Annotated in this window: 22 protein-coding genes and 1 tRNA gene; 9 read left to right on the top strand and 14 right to left on the bottom strand. The window is 57.4% G+C overall.

All coding sequences use genetic code 11. From position 1 onward, the window contains the following. Positions 1 to 117 precede the first annotated feature (117 nt). Both xseA and LKK40_RS07050 read left to right on the top strand, forming a co-directional pair. The gene (gene xseA, locus LKK40_RS07055) at positions 118 to 1,413 is read left to right on the top strand and encodes an exodeoxyribonuclease VII large subunit (RefSeq protein ID WP_304310047.1); all 1,296 of its coding nucleotides are present in this window, start codon (positions 118 to 120) and stop codon (positions 1,411 to 1,413) included. 54 nt (positions 1,414 to 1,467) lie between these two features. Beyond that, positions 1,468 to 1,803, top strand: coding sequence for an exodeoxyribonuclease VII small subunit (locus tag LKK40_RS07050; protein WP_304310043.1), 336 nt, complete (start codon positions 1,468 to 1,470; stop codon positions 1,801 to 1,803). 201 nt (positions 1,804 to 2,004) lie between these two features. Here the strand turns inward: LKK40_RS07050 and LKK40_RS07045 are convergent, their stop codons facing one another. From LKK40_RS07045 to LKK40_RS07035, 3 genes are all read right to left on the bottom strand, one after another. After that, positions 2,005 to 3,042 (bottom strand): endonuclease/exonuclease/phosphatase family protein, encoded by a 1,038-nt coding sequence (locus LKK40_RS07045; RefSeq protein WP_304310042.1) that lies wholly within the window; start codon positions 3,040 to 3,042, stop codon positions 2,005 to 2,007. 97 nt (positions 3,043 to 3,139) lie between these two features. Then, positions 3,140 to 3,325 carry a hypothetical protein gene (locus LKK40_RS07040; protein WP_304310041.1) on the bottom strand — a complete coding sequence of 62 codons (186 nt, stop codon included), beginning with the start codon at positions 3,323 to 3,325 and terminating at the stop codon, positions 3,140 to 3,142. Positions 3,326 to 3,506: 181 nt separating this feature from the next. Then, complete coding sequence (locus LKK40_RS07035) at positions 3,507 to 4,199, bottom strand: TetR/AcrR family transcriptional regulator (protein WP_304310040.1); 693 nt, start codon at positions 4,197 to 4,199, stop codon at positions 3,507 to 3,509. A 287-nt stretch (positions 4,200 to 4,486) separates the two neighbouring features. On the opposite strand from LKK40_RS07035, the gene LKK40_RS07030 reads away from it, so the two are divergent. The 3 genes from LKK40_RS07030 to LKK40_RS07020 all read left to right on the top strand — a co-directional run bounded on the left by LKK40_RS07030 (position 4,487) and on the right by LKK40_RS07020 (position 7,361). Further along, the gene (locus tag LKK40_RS07030) at positions 4,487 to 5,368 is read left to right on the top strand and encodes an ABC transporter ATP-binding protein (RefSeq protein ID WP_304310039.1); all 882 of its coding nucleotides are present in this window, start codon (positions 4,487 to 4,489) and stop codon (positions 5,366 to 5,368) included. Positions 5,369 to 5,381: 13 nt separating this feature from the next. Further along, the gene (locus LKK40_RS07025) at positions 5,382 to 6,995 is read left to right on the top strand and encodes an ABC transporter permease (RefSeq protein ID WP_304310038.1); all 1,614 of its coding nucleotides are present in this window, start codon (positions 5,382 to 5,384) and stop codon (positions 6,993 to 6,995) included. A 293-nt stretch (positions 6,996 to 7,288) separates the two neighbouring features. Then, positions 7,289 to 7,361, top strand: a tRNA-Arg gene (locus LKK40_RS07020). Positions 7,362 to 7,463: 102 nt separating this feature from the next. Here the strand turns inward: LKK40_RS07020 and LKK40_RS07015 are convergent. After that, positions 7,464 to 7,871: a helix-turn-helix domain-containing protein gene (locus tag LKK40_RS07015; protein WP_304310037.1), complete on the bottom strand. Its 408-nt coding sequence runs from the start codon at positions 7,869 to 7,871 to the stop codon at positions 7,464 to 7,466. 127 nt (positions 7,872 to 7,998) lie between these two features. Here LKK40_RS07015 and LKK40_RS07010 point away from each other — a divergent pair, with 127 nt between their 5' ends. Further along, positions 7,999 to 8,382, top strand: coding sequence for a hypothetical protein (locus tag LKK40_RS07010; protein WP_304310036.1), 384 nt, complete (start codon positions 7,999 to 8,001; stop codon positions 8,380 to 8,382). A gap of 104 nt (positions 8,383 to 8,486) precedes the next feature. Here LKK40_RS07010 and LKK40_RS07005 read toward each other — a convergent pair whose 3' ends face one another. From LKK40_RS07005 to LKK40_RS06965, 9 genes are all read right to left on the bottom strand, one after another. Beyond that, positions 8,487 to 9,566 carry a tyrosine-type recombinase/integrase gene (locus LKK40_RS07005; RefSeq protein ID WP_304310035.1) on the bottom strand — a complete coding sequence of 360 codons (1,080 nt, stop codon included), beginning with the start codon at positions 9,564 to 9,566 and terminating at the stop codon, positions 8,487 to 8,489. Continuing rightward, entirely contained in the window at positions 9,563 to 9,748 is a 186-nt protein-coding gene (locus LKK40_RS07000) for a hypothetical protein (protein WP_304310034.1), read from the bottom strand. The genes LKK40_RS07005 and LKK40_RS07000 overlap by 4 nt, the downstream gene beginning before the upstream one ends. Before the next feature lie 99 nt (positions 9,749 to 9,847). Then, positions 9,848 to 10,048 (bottom strand): helix-turn-helix transcriptional regulator, encoded by a 201-nt coding sequence (locus LKK40_RS06995; RefSeq protein ID WP_304310033.1) that lies wholly within the window; start codon positions 10,046 to 10,048, stop codon positions 9,848 to 9,850. Further along, positions 10,029 to 11,420, bottom strand: a complete 1,392-nt coding sequence (locus tag LKK40_RS06990; protein ID WP_304310032.1) for an FtsK/SpoIIIE domain-containing protein — start codon at positions 11,418 to 11,420, stop codon at positions 10,029 to 10,031. Before LKK40_RS06990 ends, LKK40_RS06995 begins: the two co-directional genes overlap by 20 nt. A 2-nt stretch (positions 11,421 to 11,422) precedes the next feature. Next, entirely contained in the window at positions 11,423 to 11,785 is a 363-nt protein-coding gene (locus LKK40_RS06985) for a hypothetical protein (RefSeq protein WP_304310031.1), read from the bottom strand. 2 nt (positions 11,786 to 11,787) lie between these two features. Beyond that, complete coding sequence (locus LKK40_RS06980; RefSeq protein ID WP_304310030.1) at positions 11,788 to 12,264, bottom strand: hypothetical protein; 477 nt, start codon at positions 12,262 to 12,264, stop codon at positions 11,788 to 11,790. A gap of 1 nt (position 12,265) precedes the next feature. Next, positions 12,266 to 12,628 carry a hypothetical protein gene (locus tag LKK40_RS06975; RefSeq protein ID WP_304310029.1) on the bottom strand — a complete coding sequence of 121 codons (363 nt, stop codon included), beginning with the start codon at positions 12,626 to 12,628 and terminating at the stop codon, positions 12,266 to 12,268. 97 nt (positions 12,629 to 12,725) lie between these two features. Further along, the gene (locus LKK40_RS06970; protein WP_304310028.1) at positions 12,726 to 13,223 is read right to left on the bottom strand and encodes a hypothetical protein; all 498 of its coding nucleotides are present in this window, start codon (positions 13,221 to 13,223) and stop codon (positions 12,726 to 12,728) included. Then, positions 13,216 to 14,349: a protein rep gene (locus LKK40_RS06965; protein WP_304310027.1), complete on the bottom strand. Its 1,134-nt coding sequence runs from the start codon at positions 14,347 to 14,349 to the stop codon at positions 13,216 to 13,218. The genes LKK40_RS06970 and LKK40_RS06965 overlap by 8 nt, the downstream gene beginning before the upstream one ends. Before the next feature lie 696 nt (positions 14,350 to 15,045). On the opposite strand from LKK40_RS06965, the gene LKK40_RS06960 reads away from it, so the two are divergent. The 3 genes from LKK40_RS06960 (at position 15,046) to LKK40_RS06950 (ending at position 18,639) form a co-directional block, all read left to right on the top strand. Next, on the top strand, positions 15,046 to 16,218 hold the full coding sequence (locus tag LKK40_RS06960; protein ID WP_304310026.1) for a PDDEXK nuclease domain-containing protein: 1,173 nt from the start codon (positions 15,046 to 15,048) through the stop codon (positions 16,216 to 16,218). 214 nt (positions 16,219 to 16,432) lie between these two features. Further along, positions 16,433 to 17,467, top strand: coding sequence for a bile acid:sodium symporter family protein (locus LKK40_RS06955; RefSeq protein ID WP_304310025.1), 1,035 nt, complete (start codon positions 16,433 to 16,435; stop codon positions 17,465 to 17,467). Positions 17,468 to 17,847: 380 nt separating this feature from the next. Beyond that, positions 17,848 to 18,639, top strand: a complete 792-nt coding sequence (locus LKK40_RS06950) for a DUF4391 domain-containing protein (protein WP_304310024.1) — start codon at positions 17,848 to 17,850, stop codon at positions 18,637 to 18,639. Here the strand turns inward: LKK40_RS06950 and LKK40_RS06945 are convergent. Next, positions 18,617 to 19,135, bottom strand: coding sequence for a very short patch repair endonuclease (locus LKK40_RS06945; RefSeq protein ID WP_304310046.1), 519 nt, complete (start codon positions 19,133 to 19,135; stop codon positions 18,617 to 18,619). The two genes, LKK40_RS06950 and LKK40_RS06945, sit on opposite strands and share 23 nt — an antisense overlap. Between the last annotated feature and the right edge of the window lie 34 nt (positions 19,136 to 19,169).

Here is a 19,169-nt window from a genome sequence, read left to right as displayed (position 1 = left end):
CGACGGCGAACCATACCCTTGCGTGCCGCGATGTCCGTTCTCTATAGGACTGTAGAGGGCATGAGTTCTGCATACGGCTATGGTTCACTGACGCGCTCCGCCGCGCCGCAGCAAGGCATGCCTCCCGCAGGCGAAGGCCCGAAATCCCCCGACCAATTGCCACGGCTGGCTCGCGACACGACCGCCGAAAACCCGTGGCCGGTCAATATACTCAGCCAGAAGTTCCACGATTCCGTGGCCCGCTGGCCCGAGGCTTGGGTGGAGGGGCAGATTGTCGAAATCAACATGCGACGGCCCACGTCGGGCTATATCACCCTGCGCGACAACTTCGAGGAGATATCCCTGCCGGTTATGGGATTCAGGGCCTTCGTGTCCAAGGCACGCGAATTCCACCAAGGTGACCGCGTAGTAATCCACGGCAAGCCGGATATCTGGATGAAGGCCACCCGGCTGAGCTTCGTGGCCGACGACATCCGGCGCGTCGGCACGGGTGACTTGAAGGCGCAGATTGACGAGCTGCGCAAGAAGCTCAAGGGCGAAGGCCTGTTCGACGCCGAGAACAAGGTGCCGCTGCCGGAGTTTCCAGCGTGCATCGGGCTGATATGCGCCCCGCAGGCGCGAGCCGAAGGCGATGTGATCACGAACGTGAATCTGCGCTGGCCTATAGTGCAGTTCAAGATCGTGCATGCGCATGTGCAGGGGGCACAGTGCCCGAGTGACGTAATCAATGCGATCCAAATGCTTGACCAGGACCCGCAGGTTGACGTGATTATCGTCGCCCGAGGAGGCGGCAGCTTCGAGGATCTCATCGGTTTCTCCGACGAGGGCGTGGTGCGTGCTGCTGCAGCGTGTCAGACTCCGCTGGTCTCCGCCGTTGGGCATGAGGACGATTGGACGCTGATTGACTTGGCGGCCGATTTGCGCGCCTCGACGCCGACCGACGCGGCCAAGCGCGTGGTACCTGATGTGCGCGAGCAATGGCAGCTCATCGAGTCCGCCCGTATGCAGATGCGTATGCGGGTCAGTGCGCGCGTCGACAACGAAATCCGTCTCATCGACGGCTATGCGAACCGACCGAGTCTGACCCACCCGCTCACCATGCTCGAACCGCACCAGCGCTTCCTTGACGACGCTCGGCAGCGCATGGAGCGTGGGCTCACGCGCATCGTTGATGACGCCAGTTTGACCGTCGAAAAACTGCACGCCAGCCTGACTGCGCTCAGCCCGCAATCTACGCTGAACCGTGGGTACGCCGTGGTGCAGGGCGAAAGCGGGCGCGTGGTTGACGATGCACGGGATGTGCGCATCGGCGACGAGCTGACGCTTACGCTCAAACATGGCGTCGTGGTGAGTCAGGCCACTGCGATCGAAGACCCGCGGCAGCAGGGTAAGCAGCAAAGCAAAGTGAAATAGATTTCGATACGAATATCAGACATACCAATACATACAGGCAATCAAGGAGCAACAATGAGCACAGCAGCAGCTAGCAATGACAACACCGAGAACGCGGACGAAGAAACCGCCACCCCGACCGCTCCGGCCTCAAGCCTGAGCGACAAGGAACGCGACGCCATCGCCGCCATGCCCTACGAGGAGGCGCGCGACCATCTGATTCAAGCCGTGCAGGCGTTGGAAGCCGGCGGCCTCAACCTTGACCAGTCGATGCGTCAATGGGAGCTGGGCGAAGCGCTCGCCAAGCGCGCCCAGTCACTGCTGGGCGAAGTCCGCGCAAAGTTGGATGCGGCGCAGGCCGAGCAGGAGTCCTCGGCGGAGATGGCGGGTACTCAATCCAATTTGGATTGAGTACCCCTCGCAGGCTCAGCGGAGCCTTCGGCCCCGCCTTCACGACCTTAGCGGTCGTTCACCTCACCTATGAACAGCACACAGTGCTGTTCACTTAACGGTTCAGCTGCTCACCTCACCTACGGAGAACCCACCGGGTTCTCCGCTTAACGGTTCGGCCCAGTCGAATCTCGACTGAGTACCATTCGCAGGCTTAATGGCTCACAGAACCGCAATCGTGGCTAAGAGCGCGGCGTGGTCTGAACCCGGGACGTGTGCGACGGTGACCTGACCGGCGGTTATTCCTTGGTCGAGCACCACGTGGTCGATGCCGGCGAAAGCCGGGATGTGCGGCCGGTTCTGTGGCCAGGTGAAGGTGAAACCGTGTCCGGCCTCCTGCGCGGCGTCGCGGAAGCGGGTGCCGAGGAAGTTTCTGAAAGCCGTGTGGTCGGTGGTCGCGTTGAAATCGCCCATGAACACATAGCGCGCATCGGTTCTGGTGCGCATCATGCCCAGCTCGTCCTGCGAGCGCCGCCACTGCTCCCACATTCCCGGCTTCGGCGAAGTCGTATGCACGCTCACGAAGCGTATCGCCGTCTTGGAGCCGTTGAACTGCACCGTTCCGCCCGGCATAAAGGACGCGCTCGAATCGACCTCGTCATCCACCGGATTGCCTAGGGGCGAGGCCGACCATAAGCCGTTGCCATAGACGCCGTCGGAAGAGGAAACCTGCGAATATGGCAGATAATCGCCGAGTCCCGCTGCCTTCAATGCTGCGATAAAAGCGTCGGTCGTCTCCTGCAAAGCAAGCACTTCGATATGCTGATCGCGCACAAGATTGACGATGGTTCGTGCATCGGCATGTCCCTTATATACATTCATCGTCATCACGCGCGCATAGGCGTCGTCCGTATTGGGCCTTACCGAGGACACGGCATTATTGGCCCCAGCGGGCAGGCTTTCTCCAGGTCGGAAGAAAGGAGCCTGCCACCATATCTGCACGCCGATGAGCACCAACGCCAACAGGGCCATGCCCCAGCGCCTCGCGACGAGTGCCAATATCAGCGCCAACGCTGCCAGCAGCGTGAACCACGGCGTGACTGACACCACTACAGGCATGTACGGCAATGATTGCAAACTTTCCGGCAGTATCCGCGCGATGGTGCCGAGCAGCGCGACGAACGCGAAAAGCCCCGCGAAGGCGCCGAGAATCCGATGCCGACCCTTATGGGCGTACGGTTGCGAAGCGGCTGCGGCCATGAATTCCTCCCTTATGAACGTTCACACACTAATCCAGCAAGCTGTGAACGCACAAGCCCCGGGCGAAATATCAACCGTCGCAGGCAGCTTAGCCAACTCAGGGGTAGAGGTATTTGCCCTGATCGATTTTGCGCGATACATCGCGCAGCTCGGCTGCGAGCTGGCGATCCTCGTCACTGCCCTTCGCCATTTTCTTCGCCTTGCGGTCCAAGCCACTTTGGACGCCGAGGAATCCGCTCACGCCGATTGCCGCAGCCACTCCGAGACCTATCAGCCACCCCATGCCTGCCTCCTTGCCGCGCGGCGCTGCACTGCCGTAGCGTTACCCCATCGTTAGTTTGCTGCCGCCGTGTTATTGACCTCATCATACCTCTCCTCTGCGAAACGGAACTCACGCCAACATCGCATCGAGGCAATCGAGGAATGCCGCAACTTAGAGTATCCGCCGACACATCTCGAAGAATCTAGGAAGCAGCGTCAGAGTCAGCAGCAGAGTCAGAGTCATCGACGGCATTGCCGCTGTCTGATTGTGAACGACCGTCATCAGTGGCGGAACACGGCGAAGGTGCCACACCTTTGATAAACATCTCCACAAACCGCTCGCTGTAAGGAACAATCGCGTCCCTGACGCTCGGATCCAACGCGCCCTGGCTCATCATGCGCAAGTAGAGCAGCAGGAATTCGTCGGAATACTTCGGGTCGATGCTGCCTTCTTCGCGCCCTTTGGCAAACATGGCAAGCATGACGTCGAAGGATTCCTTGGTATATCTCGCCCTCAGATCCTGCATGCCCGGCCCCTCATCCTCGGCGTACCAACGCATGAGATTGTCATAGAACTGCGGGCTCACGCTGTGCAGATGATCCAGCTCGCAACGGGTCAATGCCCTCATCAGCTGCACGAAGAGCATATCCTGCGTGATGATCTGCTCCGCCTCTTCGCCAAGCCGACTAAGGAAACGGTCAAACACCGCCGAAATCAGCCCTTGCTTGGAGCCGAAATAATTGAATATGGTAGCTCGCGAAACGTGGGAACGCGCCGCGACATCTGCAATGCTTAAAGTCTCCGCGCCTTCGCCCGAATCAGCGTTCATGAGGTCGAATGCGGCGTCGAGCACCTGCTCCTTTTTGGCCAAGGTGCGGCGCTCGAAGCCATTCATATCGGTCCCTTCTGTTCCGGCTCTGCCCAAGCACGGTGTCATGCGTGTTGCCATGCACATCGCGCATACGAGGCAGACCCTAGTGTTTACAGTCTATAACGGCTGTTGCGACACGTTCGCGGCGAGGGTATTTGACGCGAAACAGCCTTCGCAAATCTGCAGCGCTTCCAAGAATCGCATAGTTTTATACTTTCTATGAAAATAAGTCTATAATATTCTGTATTCGTTGGTATATTCCATGTACCGACGACGGATGGCCAGCAATGGCCTGATAAAAGGAGTTTCCTATGGGCAGTGTCATTGCAATAGAGCAGCTGCGCAAATCATTCGGCAGCGTCCACGCGCTGGACGGCGTGTCATTCAATGTCGGAGAAGGCGAAGTCGTCGGCTTCATCGGGCCGAACGGCGCGGGCAAGTCGACCACTATCCGCACGCTGCTCGGCATCCTGCGGCGCGACGGCGGCAGCGCGACGATTTTCGGCAAGGACGTATGGAACCATTCGCAGGAGATTCACCGTCGGCTTTCCTACGTGCCCGGCGACGTGTCGCTCTGGGGCAACCTGTCAGGCGGCGAGATCATCGACCTGTTCATGAAGCTGCACGGTGGCGGCAGCGCGGCCCGGCGCAATGAGCTTACCGAGCGTTTCGAACTCGACCCGTGCAAGAAGGCCAAGGGCTATTCGAAGGGCAATCGGCAGAAGGTCGGCCTGATAGCAGCGCTATCCGTGGATTCCGACCTCTATATTCTCGACGAACCAACTTCGGGCCTCGACCCGCTGATGGAATCGGTGTTCCAGGAGGAAATCGCGTCCATCAAGGCGCAGGGCAAGTCCGTGCTGCTCTCCTCGCACATCCTGAGCGAAGTCGAACGCCTGGCCGATAGGGTCGTCATCATCAGCAAGGGCGTCATCGTCGACAGCGGCACGCTCGACCAGCTGCGCCACCTGACCAGATCCACGGTGACCATCTCGGCAGTCGGCGACCTTGGGACGCTGGAGCATCTCGAAGGCGTGCACGATTTCGTGCGCAAGGGCGTATCAGCCACGTTCTCGCTCGACAATGCCGCCACCAATGATGTGCTCCGACATGCCACCAAGCTCGGCATCACGAAGTTCGAAGCAGTGCCGCCCACGCTCGAAGACCTCTTCATGCGCCACTACGCGGCCTGAAAGGAGGTTCACGATGAAACAGCAATTCGAATCATGCGCGACTTTGCTCGTGCAATACCTGCGCCGCGACTGGAAGAAGATCCTCATCTGGGTGCTGGGCCTCGGCCTGTTCTGCAGCGTCTATGTGCCGGCCTTCGAGAAGGTCGCGCAAGGCAACGGCCACATTGGCATGTTCATCACCATGGGCAATCCGGCGATGATCGCGCTGGTCGGCCCTACGCCCATCACGAATGCCGCCGATTACACGGTCGGCGCGATGTACGCCCAGGAGATGCTGCTGTTCTGCAGCATCATGGCTATGGTCGTCTCCATTTTGCACGTCGTGGGCCACACCCGGCATGAGGAGGATCTCGGCCTGAGCGAGATGATTCGTGCCTTCCCCGTGGGCCGGCAGGCGAGCTCGCTGGCGGTCGTCATCGAAACCATCGGCATCAATATCGTGCTCGGCGTGTTCACCGGCGTGGTCATGGCGAGCTTCCGCGAAGCCTCGATTAGCTTTGCAAGCAGCATGCTTTTCGGGCTATCGTTAAGCGTCGCAGGAATACTCGGTGCTGCGCTAGCATTGGTGTTCGCGCAGATCATGCCAACTGCCTCGGGCGCGAGCGGCGCGTCACTTGGCGTGCTCGGCGTGCTGTATATTCTCAGGGCCGCAAGCGACGGACACAACGAGACGCTTTCCCTTGTCAATCCGCTGGGGTCGACTTATCTCGCCTACCCTATGACGCAGAACCGGTGGTGGGTGCTCTTGATCACGCTAGGGTATTCCGTAGTGCTATTCGCCGTCGCCGCGCTGCTGGAAAACAGCCGCGATATGACGGCGAGTTATATCCCCGAACGGCTCGGTCGCTCGCATGCGCGGCGAGGGCTGTTGTCAGTGCACGGGATGCTGCTGCGGCTCAATCGCGGCATCATCATCGCCTGGCTGGTGGCCTTCGCCTGCCTGGGCGCTGTATACGGCTCGATTTACGGCGATATGCGTACGTTTCTGGACAGCAACCAGCTCATGAAAATGATGTTCGTGAATTCGGGAACGTCGCTTGAGGCATCCTTCACGAGCACGATTCTCATTGTGCTCAGCGGCTTGGCCGCCATACTGCCAATCGTCATCGTCAACAAGCTCTACGCCGAGGAGACGCGGCTGCACCTGAGCCAGATCATGTCCACGCAGGTCACGCGCAGCCGTTTGTTCTGGACGAATATCGCGCTGGCATTCATCTGCGCTGTGCTGGGCACGCTACTCACCGCCGGGTCGCTCGGCGCTACGGCCATTTCCTCCACGTCCGGGCATATGTCGATCGGCATGGGCGATTTTCTCGCGGCAGGCTTCAACCAGCTTCCGGTGATGCTGATCTTCGTCTCGCTTGCGGCGCTACTGCTCGGCCTCGCCCCGCAGCTCGGCAAGGTGGCGTACGGCTATCTCACGTATGCGATTCTGCTGAGTTATTTCGGCAACATGCTCGATCTGCCGAAATGGGTGACAAAGACCTCGCCCCTGAACTGGATGCCGCGCATGCCCGTGGACTCCTTCAAGCTCGCGCCGTTCCTCGCAGTCACGGCGGCCGTGATCGTCATGACCGTAGTTGGCGCATGGAGCTACTCGCGTCGTGACATGCGCGAAGGAGCCTAGCGTTCTGAAGGCATCGTGCGTTGTGGCGTGCTGGGTTCAGATGTGATCCAGCACGCCGCAGCTGGCTGAACTCGCGGTGCCATGTGCGGCCGCATTCGTTGTTATATTTTGCGTTTTTGCATTGTGGCGCATGCAATTTCCCGTTGCATGCGGCTATCGGCGTTATGTGAGGCGTTAATCCACCCTCGCACCCCAATAACGCCTCACCTAACACGGATACACCCATATTATCCAGCAACCCAGATGCCCGGCCGTCTCAGCCGTCGCAATTCCGTGTACAATGGATGCTCGTTGCCCGGGTAGCTCAGTGGATAGAGCACCGCTCTCCTAAAGCGGGTGTCGACGGTTCGAATCCGTTCTCGGGCACTTCCTCACCCCCGTAATCCCGTAAGGGATTGCGGAGGTTTCCCATCTGCACGCGCTACTCCTTTCCCTGTGAAATAATATCCCCGGAATCACCCCGAGAGTTCAAAACCTGATTCTTTTATCGTCATCATCCTTTGAATCATTGCTATCCACACCATCTGATGGTTTAGGACTGAGAACCTTTATCCACATACGGCGATGACGAACATCAATTTGAATCCACCCATGCCGTTCAAGCTCGTTGATTGCGCGAACGACAGTGGAACGAGCCAAAGCCGTACGTCGCTGAAGATCATTTGCGGTCTCGAACCGATAATCATTTGAATCAAAGGGACTAACCGCAGAAAGTTCCTCTGTCACCAACGCCATCAGCACTTTTGCTTCAGTCGGAGACAGTCGAGAATCGGTTAATGCCTGATTGATTCTCTGCAGGCATTTCTCTATCTCAATTTTAATCATCGACCACTGTTCTACAGTATAGTTTATATCCATCATCATCACACCAATCATAATTTCTACCATTCTAAAACAGAATGATAGGCATATCATACTCTCGACATACCCAAATGTCAATTTTCCCTTATTTTTGACAAGATTGATGCATTCAATGCCAAGATATGCTACAATCGACATTACAGTGGTTGCAGCAGTCGAGTTGCAGCCCAAAACCACGAAAAAGGATAAAATGACAGAGGACGAACTTAGAGCCTTAATCGACGAAGGCCTTCAGCAGACAGAGTACGAGGCTGCATTAGATGCCGACGCCGATACCGACGCCGACTTAATCGATGTCATTACCACCGATGACGTCATCGAATTAATCGATGACATTGTCGACTCCCTGAGAGGCATCAACACCCCCGAAGAGCTGGAGAAGTACACCGATGGGCTTAATGAAATCAAGTGGGAGTTATGGCTCGACCTTCAACGAGCCAAATTCGAAAGAGGACTCCTAGAGGCCAATAAGGTCAAATTGCTGGATGCCAATCTTCCCGGCTGGCGTGATTGGCCCGAAGACTAAGCATCACAGAAACAGCGAAAGGTCTGGGAGTCATTCCCAGACCTTTTCTTTTAGTCGCATCCAGAACCAACCACTCAGCGCCAGTCTGCATGACCGCGCTACCCCTATTCCCATGAAATGTCCTCTGTATCGCACCGAGGTTTCAAAACCCGGTTCAGCCGGTTCACAGACGCTTGGTCAACGGCCTCGTTCAGCCAGTGACTATACCTGCTCATCATCTGGAGGCTACTGTGCCCACTCCAGTTCTTCGCGGTCTGCATATCAATGCCGGAGGCCAGCCATAGGGTTATGGCCGTGTGGCGCAGGTCGTGGATTCTGCGCCCGTCCGATGTGTGCGGCCAGTCGAGGCGCTTGAGAAACCGGCTGTGGCTCATGGGCGGCATCAGCGGCTCATCATCCGCACGCCCCTCGATACAGCCCTTTATGAACGGAACAAGCACATCCGCCAAGGGAACATGCCGCGTCCTGCCGCTCTTGGTGGTGCGCGCCTTCGCGCCTTCCGGTCTGCTGCGTCGTACCAGCACGCTCGGATAAGCGCCTTGCAAATCCACGTCGCCCACCGTCAGCGCCCGGGCTTCGCCCCATCTCAATGCGGTAAGGCCAAGGAACCGGGCTATCTCCGCGTCATTCGGGCTAAGTTCATGCCATGCCTCGTAGTGCTCGTTCAGCTCCTGCAAGCTGTAGGGCTTCATCTCCGGTTCGGGTTCCGTACGTCTGGGAACCACCGCGTCCTTCACGGGATTGCCGGCTCTCATGCCCGCGCGCTGCGTCCAATCGAAGAACGAGGAAAGCGTGGTTCTCACCCGCAGTATGGTTCGATGGCTTCGTCCACGCTCCCTCAAAGACAGGTACACTCTCTCGATATCACGGGGAACTATCGAACCAACGCTGCGATGCAGCAGCCATTCACAGTATTTCGGCAGCGTGCCTTCAAACACCCACCGCTCATTCCTGTAGGTGCTTTCGGCAACGCCGAGCTTGCGTTCCTTGAGATAATCGGGAACCACATCAATGACCGACCTATGGGCCGCCTTGGGGTCTACGATGCCCGAACGCCTGGCACGTTCAGCGGCCTCCCAAGCCTTCGCGTCCTTCTCACGGTCGAAGGTCTTGGAGCAAGAATAGGCCCTGCCAACCTTGACCACAGCCTTCCAACGACCTTGGGGCGTCTTGATAACACTCATTTCTTCGTCTCTCCTTGTGGCGTAATGCTCGCCGGTTCGTTCAATATCCGCCACAACGTATCATGCTGCTCCGGCGATAAATCCTTGAGCCGCGCGTGCTCGACTGCGAGCTGCCACCAGACGGTGCCGACGATGCCGTGGACGGGGCAGGTGCGAGGCCCGACGACGCCATAGACCCCCATTCTGGGAGGATAGTCCCAGCCGAGCCGAAAGGCCTCGTCAGAGTCCAGTACTTCGGTTCTCCCGCAGGTCTCGCACCTATGAACCAGTCTCGGCATGAATCACGCCGCCCGAAGGAAGGATGCCACAGCCGAGGCCTTCCAACGGCGAAGCCCGTTGATGTACACCGGCGTGACCTCGTTGTTCGGGAAGAGACGCCCATCCCTTGCCCCTCTGCTGATGGTGCTGCGGGAGACCTGAAGGATATCCGCCAGCTCCCCGTCCGAGAGAAGCCGGTTCTCGTCAAGCACTCTCTGCGACATCAGAAAGCACCTCCATCGTGGCCTCGCGCATGGCCGGTGACGGCTTGCCGTAGCGTCGCACGGTGTCCTGAATACGTCTGTCGTCAAGCCAGTAGGTCTTCACGCACACGAGGCTGCGGTCCGCCTCGTCCTGCATGTAGCACACGCCACGCTCGGCCGGGGAGTTGCCTATCCTCCACGGCCCCCGCTCGTCAGCCTTCAGCCCATCGCCCAGAACCATCTTGGCAGATTCGATGTTCGTAACGCTGTAGGAGACGCGGGTCTTGGCGATGTCGCGGATGTCCGAACTGATTATGTTCGCGCTGACCCGCTGGCTGGCGAACACGACGGTCACACCCGCAGCCCTGCCGAGGCTGATTATCGAGCGCAGCAGCTCCTTGGCGTGGTCGTTCTTCTTCTTGTCCCCGCCCGTCAGGAGGGCCGCGGCCTCGTCGACGACCAGCAAAACCAAAGGAGTATGCGAATCGAAATACTCGACCTTCCGCAAGTGCTTCCGCTCAAGCTGCCGGTAGCGTTCCTCCATGAGATTGTGCACGGACTCGAGAAGATCGAGCGCATCGTCCAACGTGACCGCGAGCCTATCGAAGCACAGAGACCAGTTGCTCAGCTCGACCCGCTTCAAATCGACACCAAGCAGTTGCACGTTGCCGCATCTGACCGCACCCTCGCACACCACGTTGAGAAACCCGGACTTGCCACTTCCGGGGCTTCCGGCGCAGATTATGGCGTTCTCTCGTAGCGCCATAGTCTTGACGTAGCCATGCTCGTCTATGCCGATGGGAATGGCGTCAATGCTGACGTGCGGATTCTCGGGATAGGGAACCACAGCAGGGAACGCCACGGTCGAAGACATACGCGCACGGATAAGCCCACTAGTCATCTCAACCGTGACCCGTGCGTTCTCTCCCACAAGCCGAGGAGCCAGAACATCGGTACAGACACGCTGCACATCCGCTGGGCCGGTGCCGGGGATATCGCCTACATAGAACGAGTATTCGTTTCTCTTCTTGTCCTCGAAGAGCCATGCGCCGTATTCCTCGGCCTTCTCCTCCGAACGCACCAAACCAGAGGAGACCAACAGCTCGCGACCTCGGCGGAGCGCCTTACGCTTGGCGACCGCATTTCTAATCGTCCAGAACGTGGCAGTATAGACAGACCATTTCTTCAACCAAAAACGCCCCTCACTGCCGGACCGATATATAACCAGTTCGGCAATCGCCACCGCCGCAAGCACGACCAGTATCAGAAACCAGCCTACCGACGTAGACAGGGGGGTTATGCCGACCAGCAGCATGACCAGAAACAGCAGGGCCAACGGTCGCCAAGTGTATCTCAGAAACTGGGCTATGCCCTTGAGCGTGTAGTCCAGCATAGTCAGTCGCCAGCCTTACGTGTGAGATTAGCAGGCTGCACTGAAGAGGCACTGAACGCAAGACCCGACCGATTTCCCATCTGCCAGAGTGAACAAGTCAGAGCCTCAAACCTAACAGCCGAGAGCAACGGGATATTCGGCTGTTGGGTTGCAGCCACAGTCACGTCCAGTAGCTCCGCCTTGCTGCCGTTGGATGGCGTATAGAGGGTTTGTACTGTGAACTGTGGGGTGCCGTCCTGCGTGTGCGATTGCTCGGTAACTCCGGAATCGTTGCGGAAGGTCTTCGGGATGATGGCGACTACCGGCAAGCCATGCTCACCGGCCAGCGCCATGCCATCTACGGGAATATTACGCGTTACTGCCATTTTCAGTCAATCTCCTTGTCGAACAGCTCGTTGTCTTCTGGGTCTTCAGGTTCATCCATGTCCCATGCCGCATAAACGTCATAAAACTCGGCATCATCCATGCCCTGTTCGGCCTCAGCCTCGCATTGAGCTTCTTGCTCCGATAGGCTCATAGTCGCGTTGGATGATGCTGCTGCTATCTCCTCATCTCTGGCCGGTGTCTCCTTCGATATCAAATTCTTATCAGGAACCACCCGGAACCAGAACGTTTGTTTCGGGCCGCGTTCGATTCTCGCTATCAGACTTTGAGCAACAAGGCTTCTGAGCAATCGGACTGCCTTCTTGCGCGTACATGCATTCCCTGTGTAGATGTTCATAAGACGTGCTAAACGAGCACTTGACATCGAGAAATAACGTTGACCTGAATCTAAGTCAATATGCTCAGGAAGCCGGTTCTGCCGCTTCAGGAGTTTAAACGCGGTATGTACGTCAGGGGTCATTTCAGTTGCCTTCTTCGTTGTTGTGTTTACAGTTGGTGTTGACGCGAATCCACGTTCTCCGTGACCGCATCTCGATTGTGATGTATTGGAGTTGCTCCAGATGGTTGATTGCCAGTACCACGCTGCCACGGCTCATGGAGATGCGTCTCGCCAAGCCCATAGCGGTGTAATACTGAAATTCGGGAGTCTTATCCGGTGATTCTTCCTTGCGGTACATGTCGCAGAGGAGTACGCAAAGCAATCTGACCTCAGTGCTGTTCAGCTGTGAATCCGAGCAAGCACTATCAATCACATCGCAAACCTCTGTTACCTTCCTATGGATATTGCTCCATTCCGCGAATGTCTGGATGCCTATATCAGTCATGCAAACCTCCTTCAAAACTATATCTAACTGACAATCCCAACTATACACTTCGCTTTGCTCAATGTACAGTCCGCAAACTTCGGAGTGTCTTCTTCCATCAGAGACTTAGTCTGGAACTCTCCCATTGGCACTCGTACCAAGGCATGACGCGCACATCGTTCTGCGAGTCCGCAAAGCGGATATGAAGCGCGGCAAGCCGCCACAACCTCTGCTGCTCCGAGCTAAGAGCATCCCAGCTATTTTTTGTCTCTGAATCAAGCAGGTATGTAACTGAATCAGTAGCGAAGTCCTGCTTGCAGTATTTCACTGTGAGCTGACTCTTATCGGGCAGACCGATACCAATGCCAACAATCGGGCAGGGCAGAACCTCAACGAACTTCAACTCTGTAATATCGCCGTCCCAGAACTCTGTTCTGATGTGGTCGCCAATGGTTTCAGCCGTCTTCGCGGGGGCTTGGTCGTTCTGCGAAGCCGAGGCCGCAGCCATAGCGATTTGCACCATGTAAAAGGAGTCAAAGATAGAGATAACCCCTAAACAGGCGAACCAAACGATGATGCCCGCCACAACGCATTTGAGCACTTTTCTCTTATTCATCGTCTGACTCCTCTTCCTTGTGTTCAACGAGCTGGAGGCCGGGGGCGATGGCGGGGAGCAGCTTGTTCAGGCCCCATGCAGCCATGTCCAAGAGCAGCGCGAGGGTGGCGGGTTCTCGTCGCGCTTTGTCGTATGCGTCAGCGGGGATGACGGCCACGAGCTGGCCCATGCGCTCGGTGTCATCGACTATCTGCTTGTCGCTCTTCTCGCGTATCCCGTAGAGGTCTTTCAGGCCGTGCGACCATGTGATGCAGCGCCGCCCCTTGGTGGCCTTGACGTATTCGAGCCAGAGAGCGCGTCGCCGGGGTTCTGGCAGTCCGCATTCGTCGTCGAGCAGTTCAAAGGGGACAAGCCCGTGCCGGGCCTTCTTCACGTCCCCGCGCGCCATCTCAGCCGAAGCGCTCCATGTCATGCCGTGCTTGCCCTCGTCCTGCAAAGCGCCCACATACTCGCTGACGAGTCCGCCGCCCTCGTCCACGCGCTGCACGTCCACGCCGTGCTCACGGTCGGGCATGCGCCCTGTGGCCGTCTGCACATATCTGGCCCAGCGTCCGTGAATCTCGTCGCCGAGCCGCTGCACCTCCGCGTCGTCCAGCCGACGCCCCGTAAGCAGCAGGCAGTGAAGATGCGGATGCCACCCGTTGCTCTCAGACCACGTGACCTCGGTGGCGCGGATATAACCGGTGAGTTCGTAGTCCCGGCGCATGCGCTTCCAGACGGCCCCCTGAAGAAGCCTCTTCCACGAGCCAAGCAGCGCGTCAAGCAGCATCGCCAGCGAGTCCGAGCGCCGATGGCGCATCGTGAGCGTGAGGAACACGACCGAGCCTCCGGCCTTCTGATGACGTTCTATCACGGTCTGAATCTCCTCGGCACGCTGTGCGCGGATGACCGCTGAGCAGACCGGGCACGACCATACCGAGCCGCAATGCTCCGTACCGGAGTAATGCGCCGTGTGGGTCTCGGCGTCGGCATGGATGCTGACAGCAGCCCCGATTCGCCAGCCGCAGCGCGCGGGACGGAGAGGTCTCACGAAATCAGAGTCCAGCATCTCGCCAGTGTCCATGTCCATGAACTGCTGCGTGCCCTCCACCGGCTCTATCCGGGTGTTCGCCAGCGTGTCAGACATCAGCCACTTGGAGCTTGCAGCCCTTCTCTCATACCGTTTGCACCGCTTCTGCGCCTCTGATGCGAAACTCTGTTCGCGATATACCAAGGGCCGTGCCCCAGCCGTCGTCGCTGCGCCTTCGGCCTTCGGCCTACAGCTGCGCGTCGCCGTCCGTGGCCCGTCCTGACGCGACTGCGTCGCGTCACCGTTGCGGGAAGCAGCCGGAACCGGTTTAAGAACCGCTGCCGCCCCATTTGGCAAAAGAGCCAAATGGGTTGCCTCTGATAGGCCCCTGCCGCTCTCCGCCTCGTTGCATGGACTGGCTGTGCTGCTAGTATGTGTGTCACGTCGTGTGGATGCTCTCATATCCGTCTGCGCGGCAAACAGGAATAACCCCGGAATTGCCCCGAGATGAAAAACGACTCGATATGTGCACTGCGAGAACCGTTCAAAACGGCTCTGCAACAACAGCACTACGACACGTAGCCCTCTCCTAAAGCGGGTGTCGACGGTTCGAATCCGTTCTCGGGCACAAAGTTTCAAACCCTTACAGCCCACAACTATGTAAGGGTTTCGTATATCCGGCAAAGCCGGGTTGGCGTCGCACCCTTGCTGGTAGTCTTCTATTCAATCGTTTGGCTCGCCTCAACATCTGCTAGAAGCGGGCTAAATCTCTATCCAAAAGGATACGACTTCAATGAAGAGGAGTGAATAGGGATGAATGATTCAAAGAGCAAGAATCGGCATACGGCAGATGTCCTGCCGAACAGCAAAGAGGCTCAAAATTACGCAGTTGCCTCATCGAGTGTTGATACGAAATCACAGTCAATGAATATATCAGATTTGAAGATTCCCGTTAGAGACGGTGCTCTGGTCGATCGCGTATCGTCCTTGATTGAACAGACTCGATCAATCGTGACCAGGCAAGCCAATGCTGCCCTCACCTTGATGAATTGGCACATCGGACGAATGATTGATGTCGAGGTGCTTAACGAGAGTCGGGCAGAGCATGCTACAGAACTTGTTGCGTCATTGGCACAACAATTGACAGCAAAATTTGGACGCGGCTTCGACCGAACAAATTTGTACAGAATGGTTCGGTTTTCCCAAGTTTATCCAGATTCCCGATTTGTTGCGTCACTGGCGCAACAAATCAGTTGGACCCACTTCCGTGAATTACTTCCGATTTCGGATGACGAGGCAAGAAATTTTTATGAGCGGGAAACCATTGAACGCAAGCTCAGCGTTCGCGAGCTACGTTATGCCATCAGCCGTAAGGCTTTTGAACGTCGGAAGATAGCTGACGCGCAGATTCCCGATGGGTCGGACGTGCCTCTGGATACATTCCGCGATCCGATGCTGCTGGACATGCTCGGACTCAAAGACACCTATCTTGAACGGGATCTTGAAGAGGCAATCGTTCGAGCACTTGAACCCGTGCTGCTGGAAGCTGGGCGCGGTTGGACATTTGTGGCTCGACAGAAACGAATGACCTTTGACGGTGATGACTACTACCTCGATCTGCTCTTCTACTCACGGCCGTTGAAACGACTGATTGCCGTGGAATTGAAAATCGGGAAATTCAAGCCGAGTTACAAGGGTCAAATGGACTTCTATTTGAAGTGGCTCGACAAAAATGAGCGTGAATCCGGCGAGGAGCCGCCGATTGGCCTGATTCTATGCACAGAAGCAAATCGCGAGCAGATCGAACTTCTAGAGATGCACAAGGACGGCATCGTTGTCGCAGAATATTGGACAGCTCTCCCGCCAAAAGCCGACCTGGAAGCCAAGATCAGGGAAATCTACCGCGAGGCACAGGAACGAATCGCGCGCCGACAAATCACTACAGCAGCAGCCAAGGACTCCGACGATTACAGTGCGCACTCATGAGGAACCGCACTGAAAACCTAATCCAAACTTCTGGGCGAAGACGATTGGGAACTGGCACCCTAATTTCTCCCCCGGCCCCATACCCTATTTTCTTTTACACCTTCCCACATATCGCCCGTATAACGTTCACAACATGAGACGCGCGGGCATAATGGCATGGCTGCCCTTAGGATATGTCCTTGTGACACATGTCACAAGAGAGGAATGTCAAGAAATGGGAACAGTGAAGAAGGTCGCCGACTGGCTGACCACATGGTTCACGCTTATCGTGATCGCATGGGCTGCATTCAATTATTTCGTGCCCGCCACCAGTGTGTGGGCAAAAAGCTACACCGGATATCTGCTCGGCATCGTGCTGTTCGGCATGGGGCTGACGCTGTCGCTTGAGGACTTTGCGCGCATTTTCAAGCAGCCGCTGATGGTCATCGTCGGCACGGTCGCCCATTACGTGATCATGCCGCTTGTCGCCGTGCTACTGTGCTGGATTTTCCGCCTTGAAGGACCGCTGGCCGTAGGCGTCATCCTCGTCGGCTGCTGTCCGTCTGGCACATCGTCGAACGTGATGAGCTTCCTGTCACGCGGCGATGTCGCGCTCGACGTTTCCATCGGACTGCTGTCCACGCTGCTGGCGCCGTTCATGATTCCACTGCTTATGCAGCTGCTCGCCTCGAAGTACGTCGCGATTCCGTGGCAGTCGCTGCTCATCAACGCGCTGACCGTCGTGCTGCTGCCGATTGCACTGGGTGTGCTCTGCCATATGATCTTCAAGGAGAAAATCGCAAAGGTCACGGTCGCTCTGCCCATCGTCTCACAGGTCGCGATTCTGCTGATCATCGGCGTCGTGGTCGCCGCGAATCAGGCCAAGCTCTTCAGCGCCGCCACCATGCTCGCGATTCCGGTCGTCATCCTGCACAATCTATGCGGTTACAGCCTCGGTTATGGCTTCTCACGGCTCATGTACAAGGTCTATCCGAAGGGCTTCGGATACGCGCAGCAGAAGGCAATCACCTTCGAAGTAGGCATGCAGGATTCCGGCTTGGGCGCCACTCTGGCTTTGACTTCCTTCGCCGCCGCCCCAATCACGGCGATCCCCTCCACCTTCTTCAGCGTGTGGCACAACATCTCCGGCTCCGTGCTCTCGGCGTGGTGGCGCAAGCACGACGACAAGCTCGGGCTTGTGCAGAATGCGGATGCTTCGGCTGAGGCAGAAACCGCGAACACGGGCGCCGCAGCGGCTGTGACCGCCTGAAACATGGAGCTGCTTGCGGAGGACTGATTCCTTCGCAGTTACGTGGCCATTGTGGGAGTGGGGAATATGATTCTCCACTCCCACTTTTGTATACCCGTGTTTCCTCCTTATGCCTCTGCCCAACTGCATCTCTCTGTCGTATCTTTTCGTCTACTCGCTCCATATTCTTTTTCTCATGCCTCCACGCACTCCCGCATTCCTCAGGAATTGCGCCATATCGAAAACCTAGGAATGACGACTTTCTTGGGTCGCCTGTGGAAGCGATATCAACCAATGAGACGCGCCAAGGGAATCGCGCGGGCCGCGATCGCGTATACGATGGGGGCAATAAGACCGGCGCGGGTTGAAACCGGTGAAACAGCTTGGAAAGAAGGCCGCTGATGACCGTGGCACTTTGTGGTTCCGTTTCGGCGCTCTCTCTTGGGCTGCCCGCTTCCTGCGCCATCCCCGAGGCGAAGGGCACGCTGCCCAAGCAGATGTTCACCGCAAGGACACCGGTTTCAGCCAAGCTCAAGCAGCGTTTCGCCAACAACGTCGAGGACATCACCATGCTGGCGCTGCTGCGACCGAATACCATCGGCCTCGCTGCGGCCCCAGAGGGCAGAGGGCCTGCGGAGGTCATGGTCATCGGGATTCAGCATCGGGGCGCAAGTGCTCCAGTAGAAGTCATCGAGCATATCGCTGGGATGCGGCGTTCTGGCATCGTGTTTATCTGCGTGAGCGACGAGGTGCCGGCAGAGGCCCAGGAGTTGCAGTCACAAGAGTCACAGTCTGATGGCAACGGAAACCACGAGTCACAATCTACAGCGCCCCGTAGCGAATTCTGCGCTTTCGCGGTGCAGCGCGCGATGCCCGGCAAGGCGGGGCGACCCCGGACCAACAGGGTATTCGTCAGCGACTATCAGCCAAGCAGCAAAGCCAAACTCGCGATTGCCGGCACCACGCTCGATGAAGTATGGGAGTGTCTTAATGCTCAGATTATCCTCGGTAGCGCTGACGCCCACGACCTCGATGCACGCATAGCAAACCGCGACAGCCTCGCATCCTTGCGTGCCGACGAAGCCAAGCTCGTCAAGGACCATGCCCGCGCCAAGCAGCCGGCGCAGCGCAACGAACTCTATGCCAAGATGCACAAGCTGCGCGCCGAAATCAGTCGGCTGGAAGCTGAGTAGTAGCTTCTTCCGTTATCTCGTCGTACAGCTGTTTAAGCCTCTCCTCGCGTACGTTTTTCTCAAGCTCGCACTCCCAGACGTCGATTACGCGCCAACCCATCGCCGCAAGCTTCGCATGCTGTTCGTGGTCACGCTCGCGATTGCGCAGCAGTTTAGCGCTCCAATATTCCACGTTGGATTTGGGCATCGTGTGCTTGGCGCAGTGCTCATGGGCATGCCAAAAGCACCCGTTTACGAAAACGATCACATGCCATTTTGGCAGCACCACATCGGGATGGCCCGGGTAGCGCTTGTCGTTTTTGCGGAAACGCAATCCTCGCGAGAACAGGTACTGGCGCACCTCCACTTCGATGGCCGTATCCTTGCCGCGGATATGCGACATCGTGTAGCTGCGCGTGCCTCGTGCGTACTTTTCTGTACGCTCCTTCGGTTTGCGGTTCTGCTTGAGGCTTTTCTTGTGATTCTTCTTGCGCTTGGCCGATCTAGGCTTTGACAAGCTGGCCGATTGCGATGGCGAAGCCGAAGCCGCC

It is taken from the genome of Bifidobacterium tibiigranuli (genome assembly GCF_022655035.1).
GTDB classification, from domain to species: domain Bacteria; phylum Actinomycetota; class Actinomycetes; order Actinomycetales; family Bifidobacteriaceae; genus Bifidobacterium; species Bifidobacterium tibiigranuli_A.
Note: the sequence above shows the minus strand (reverse complement) of the source record. Positions and strands in the feature narration are given on the sequence as shown.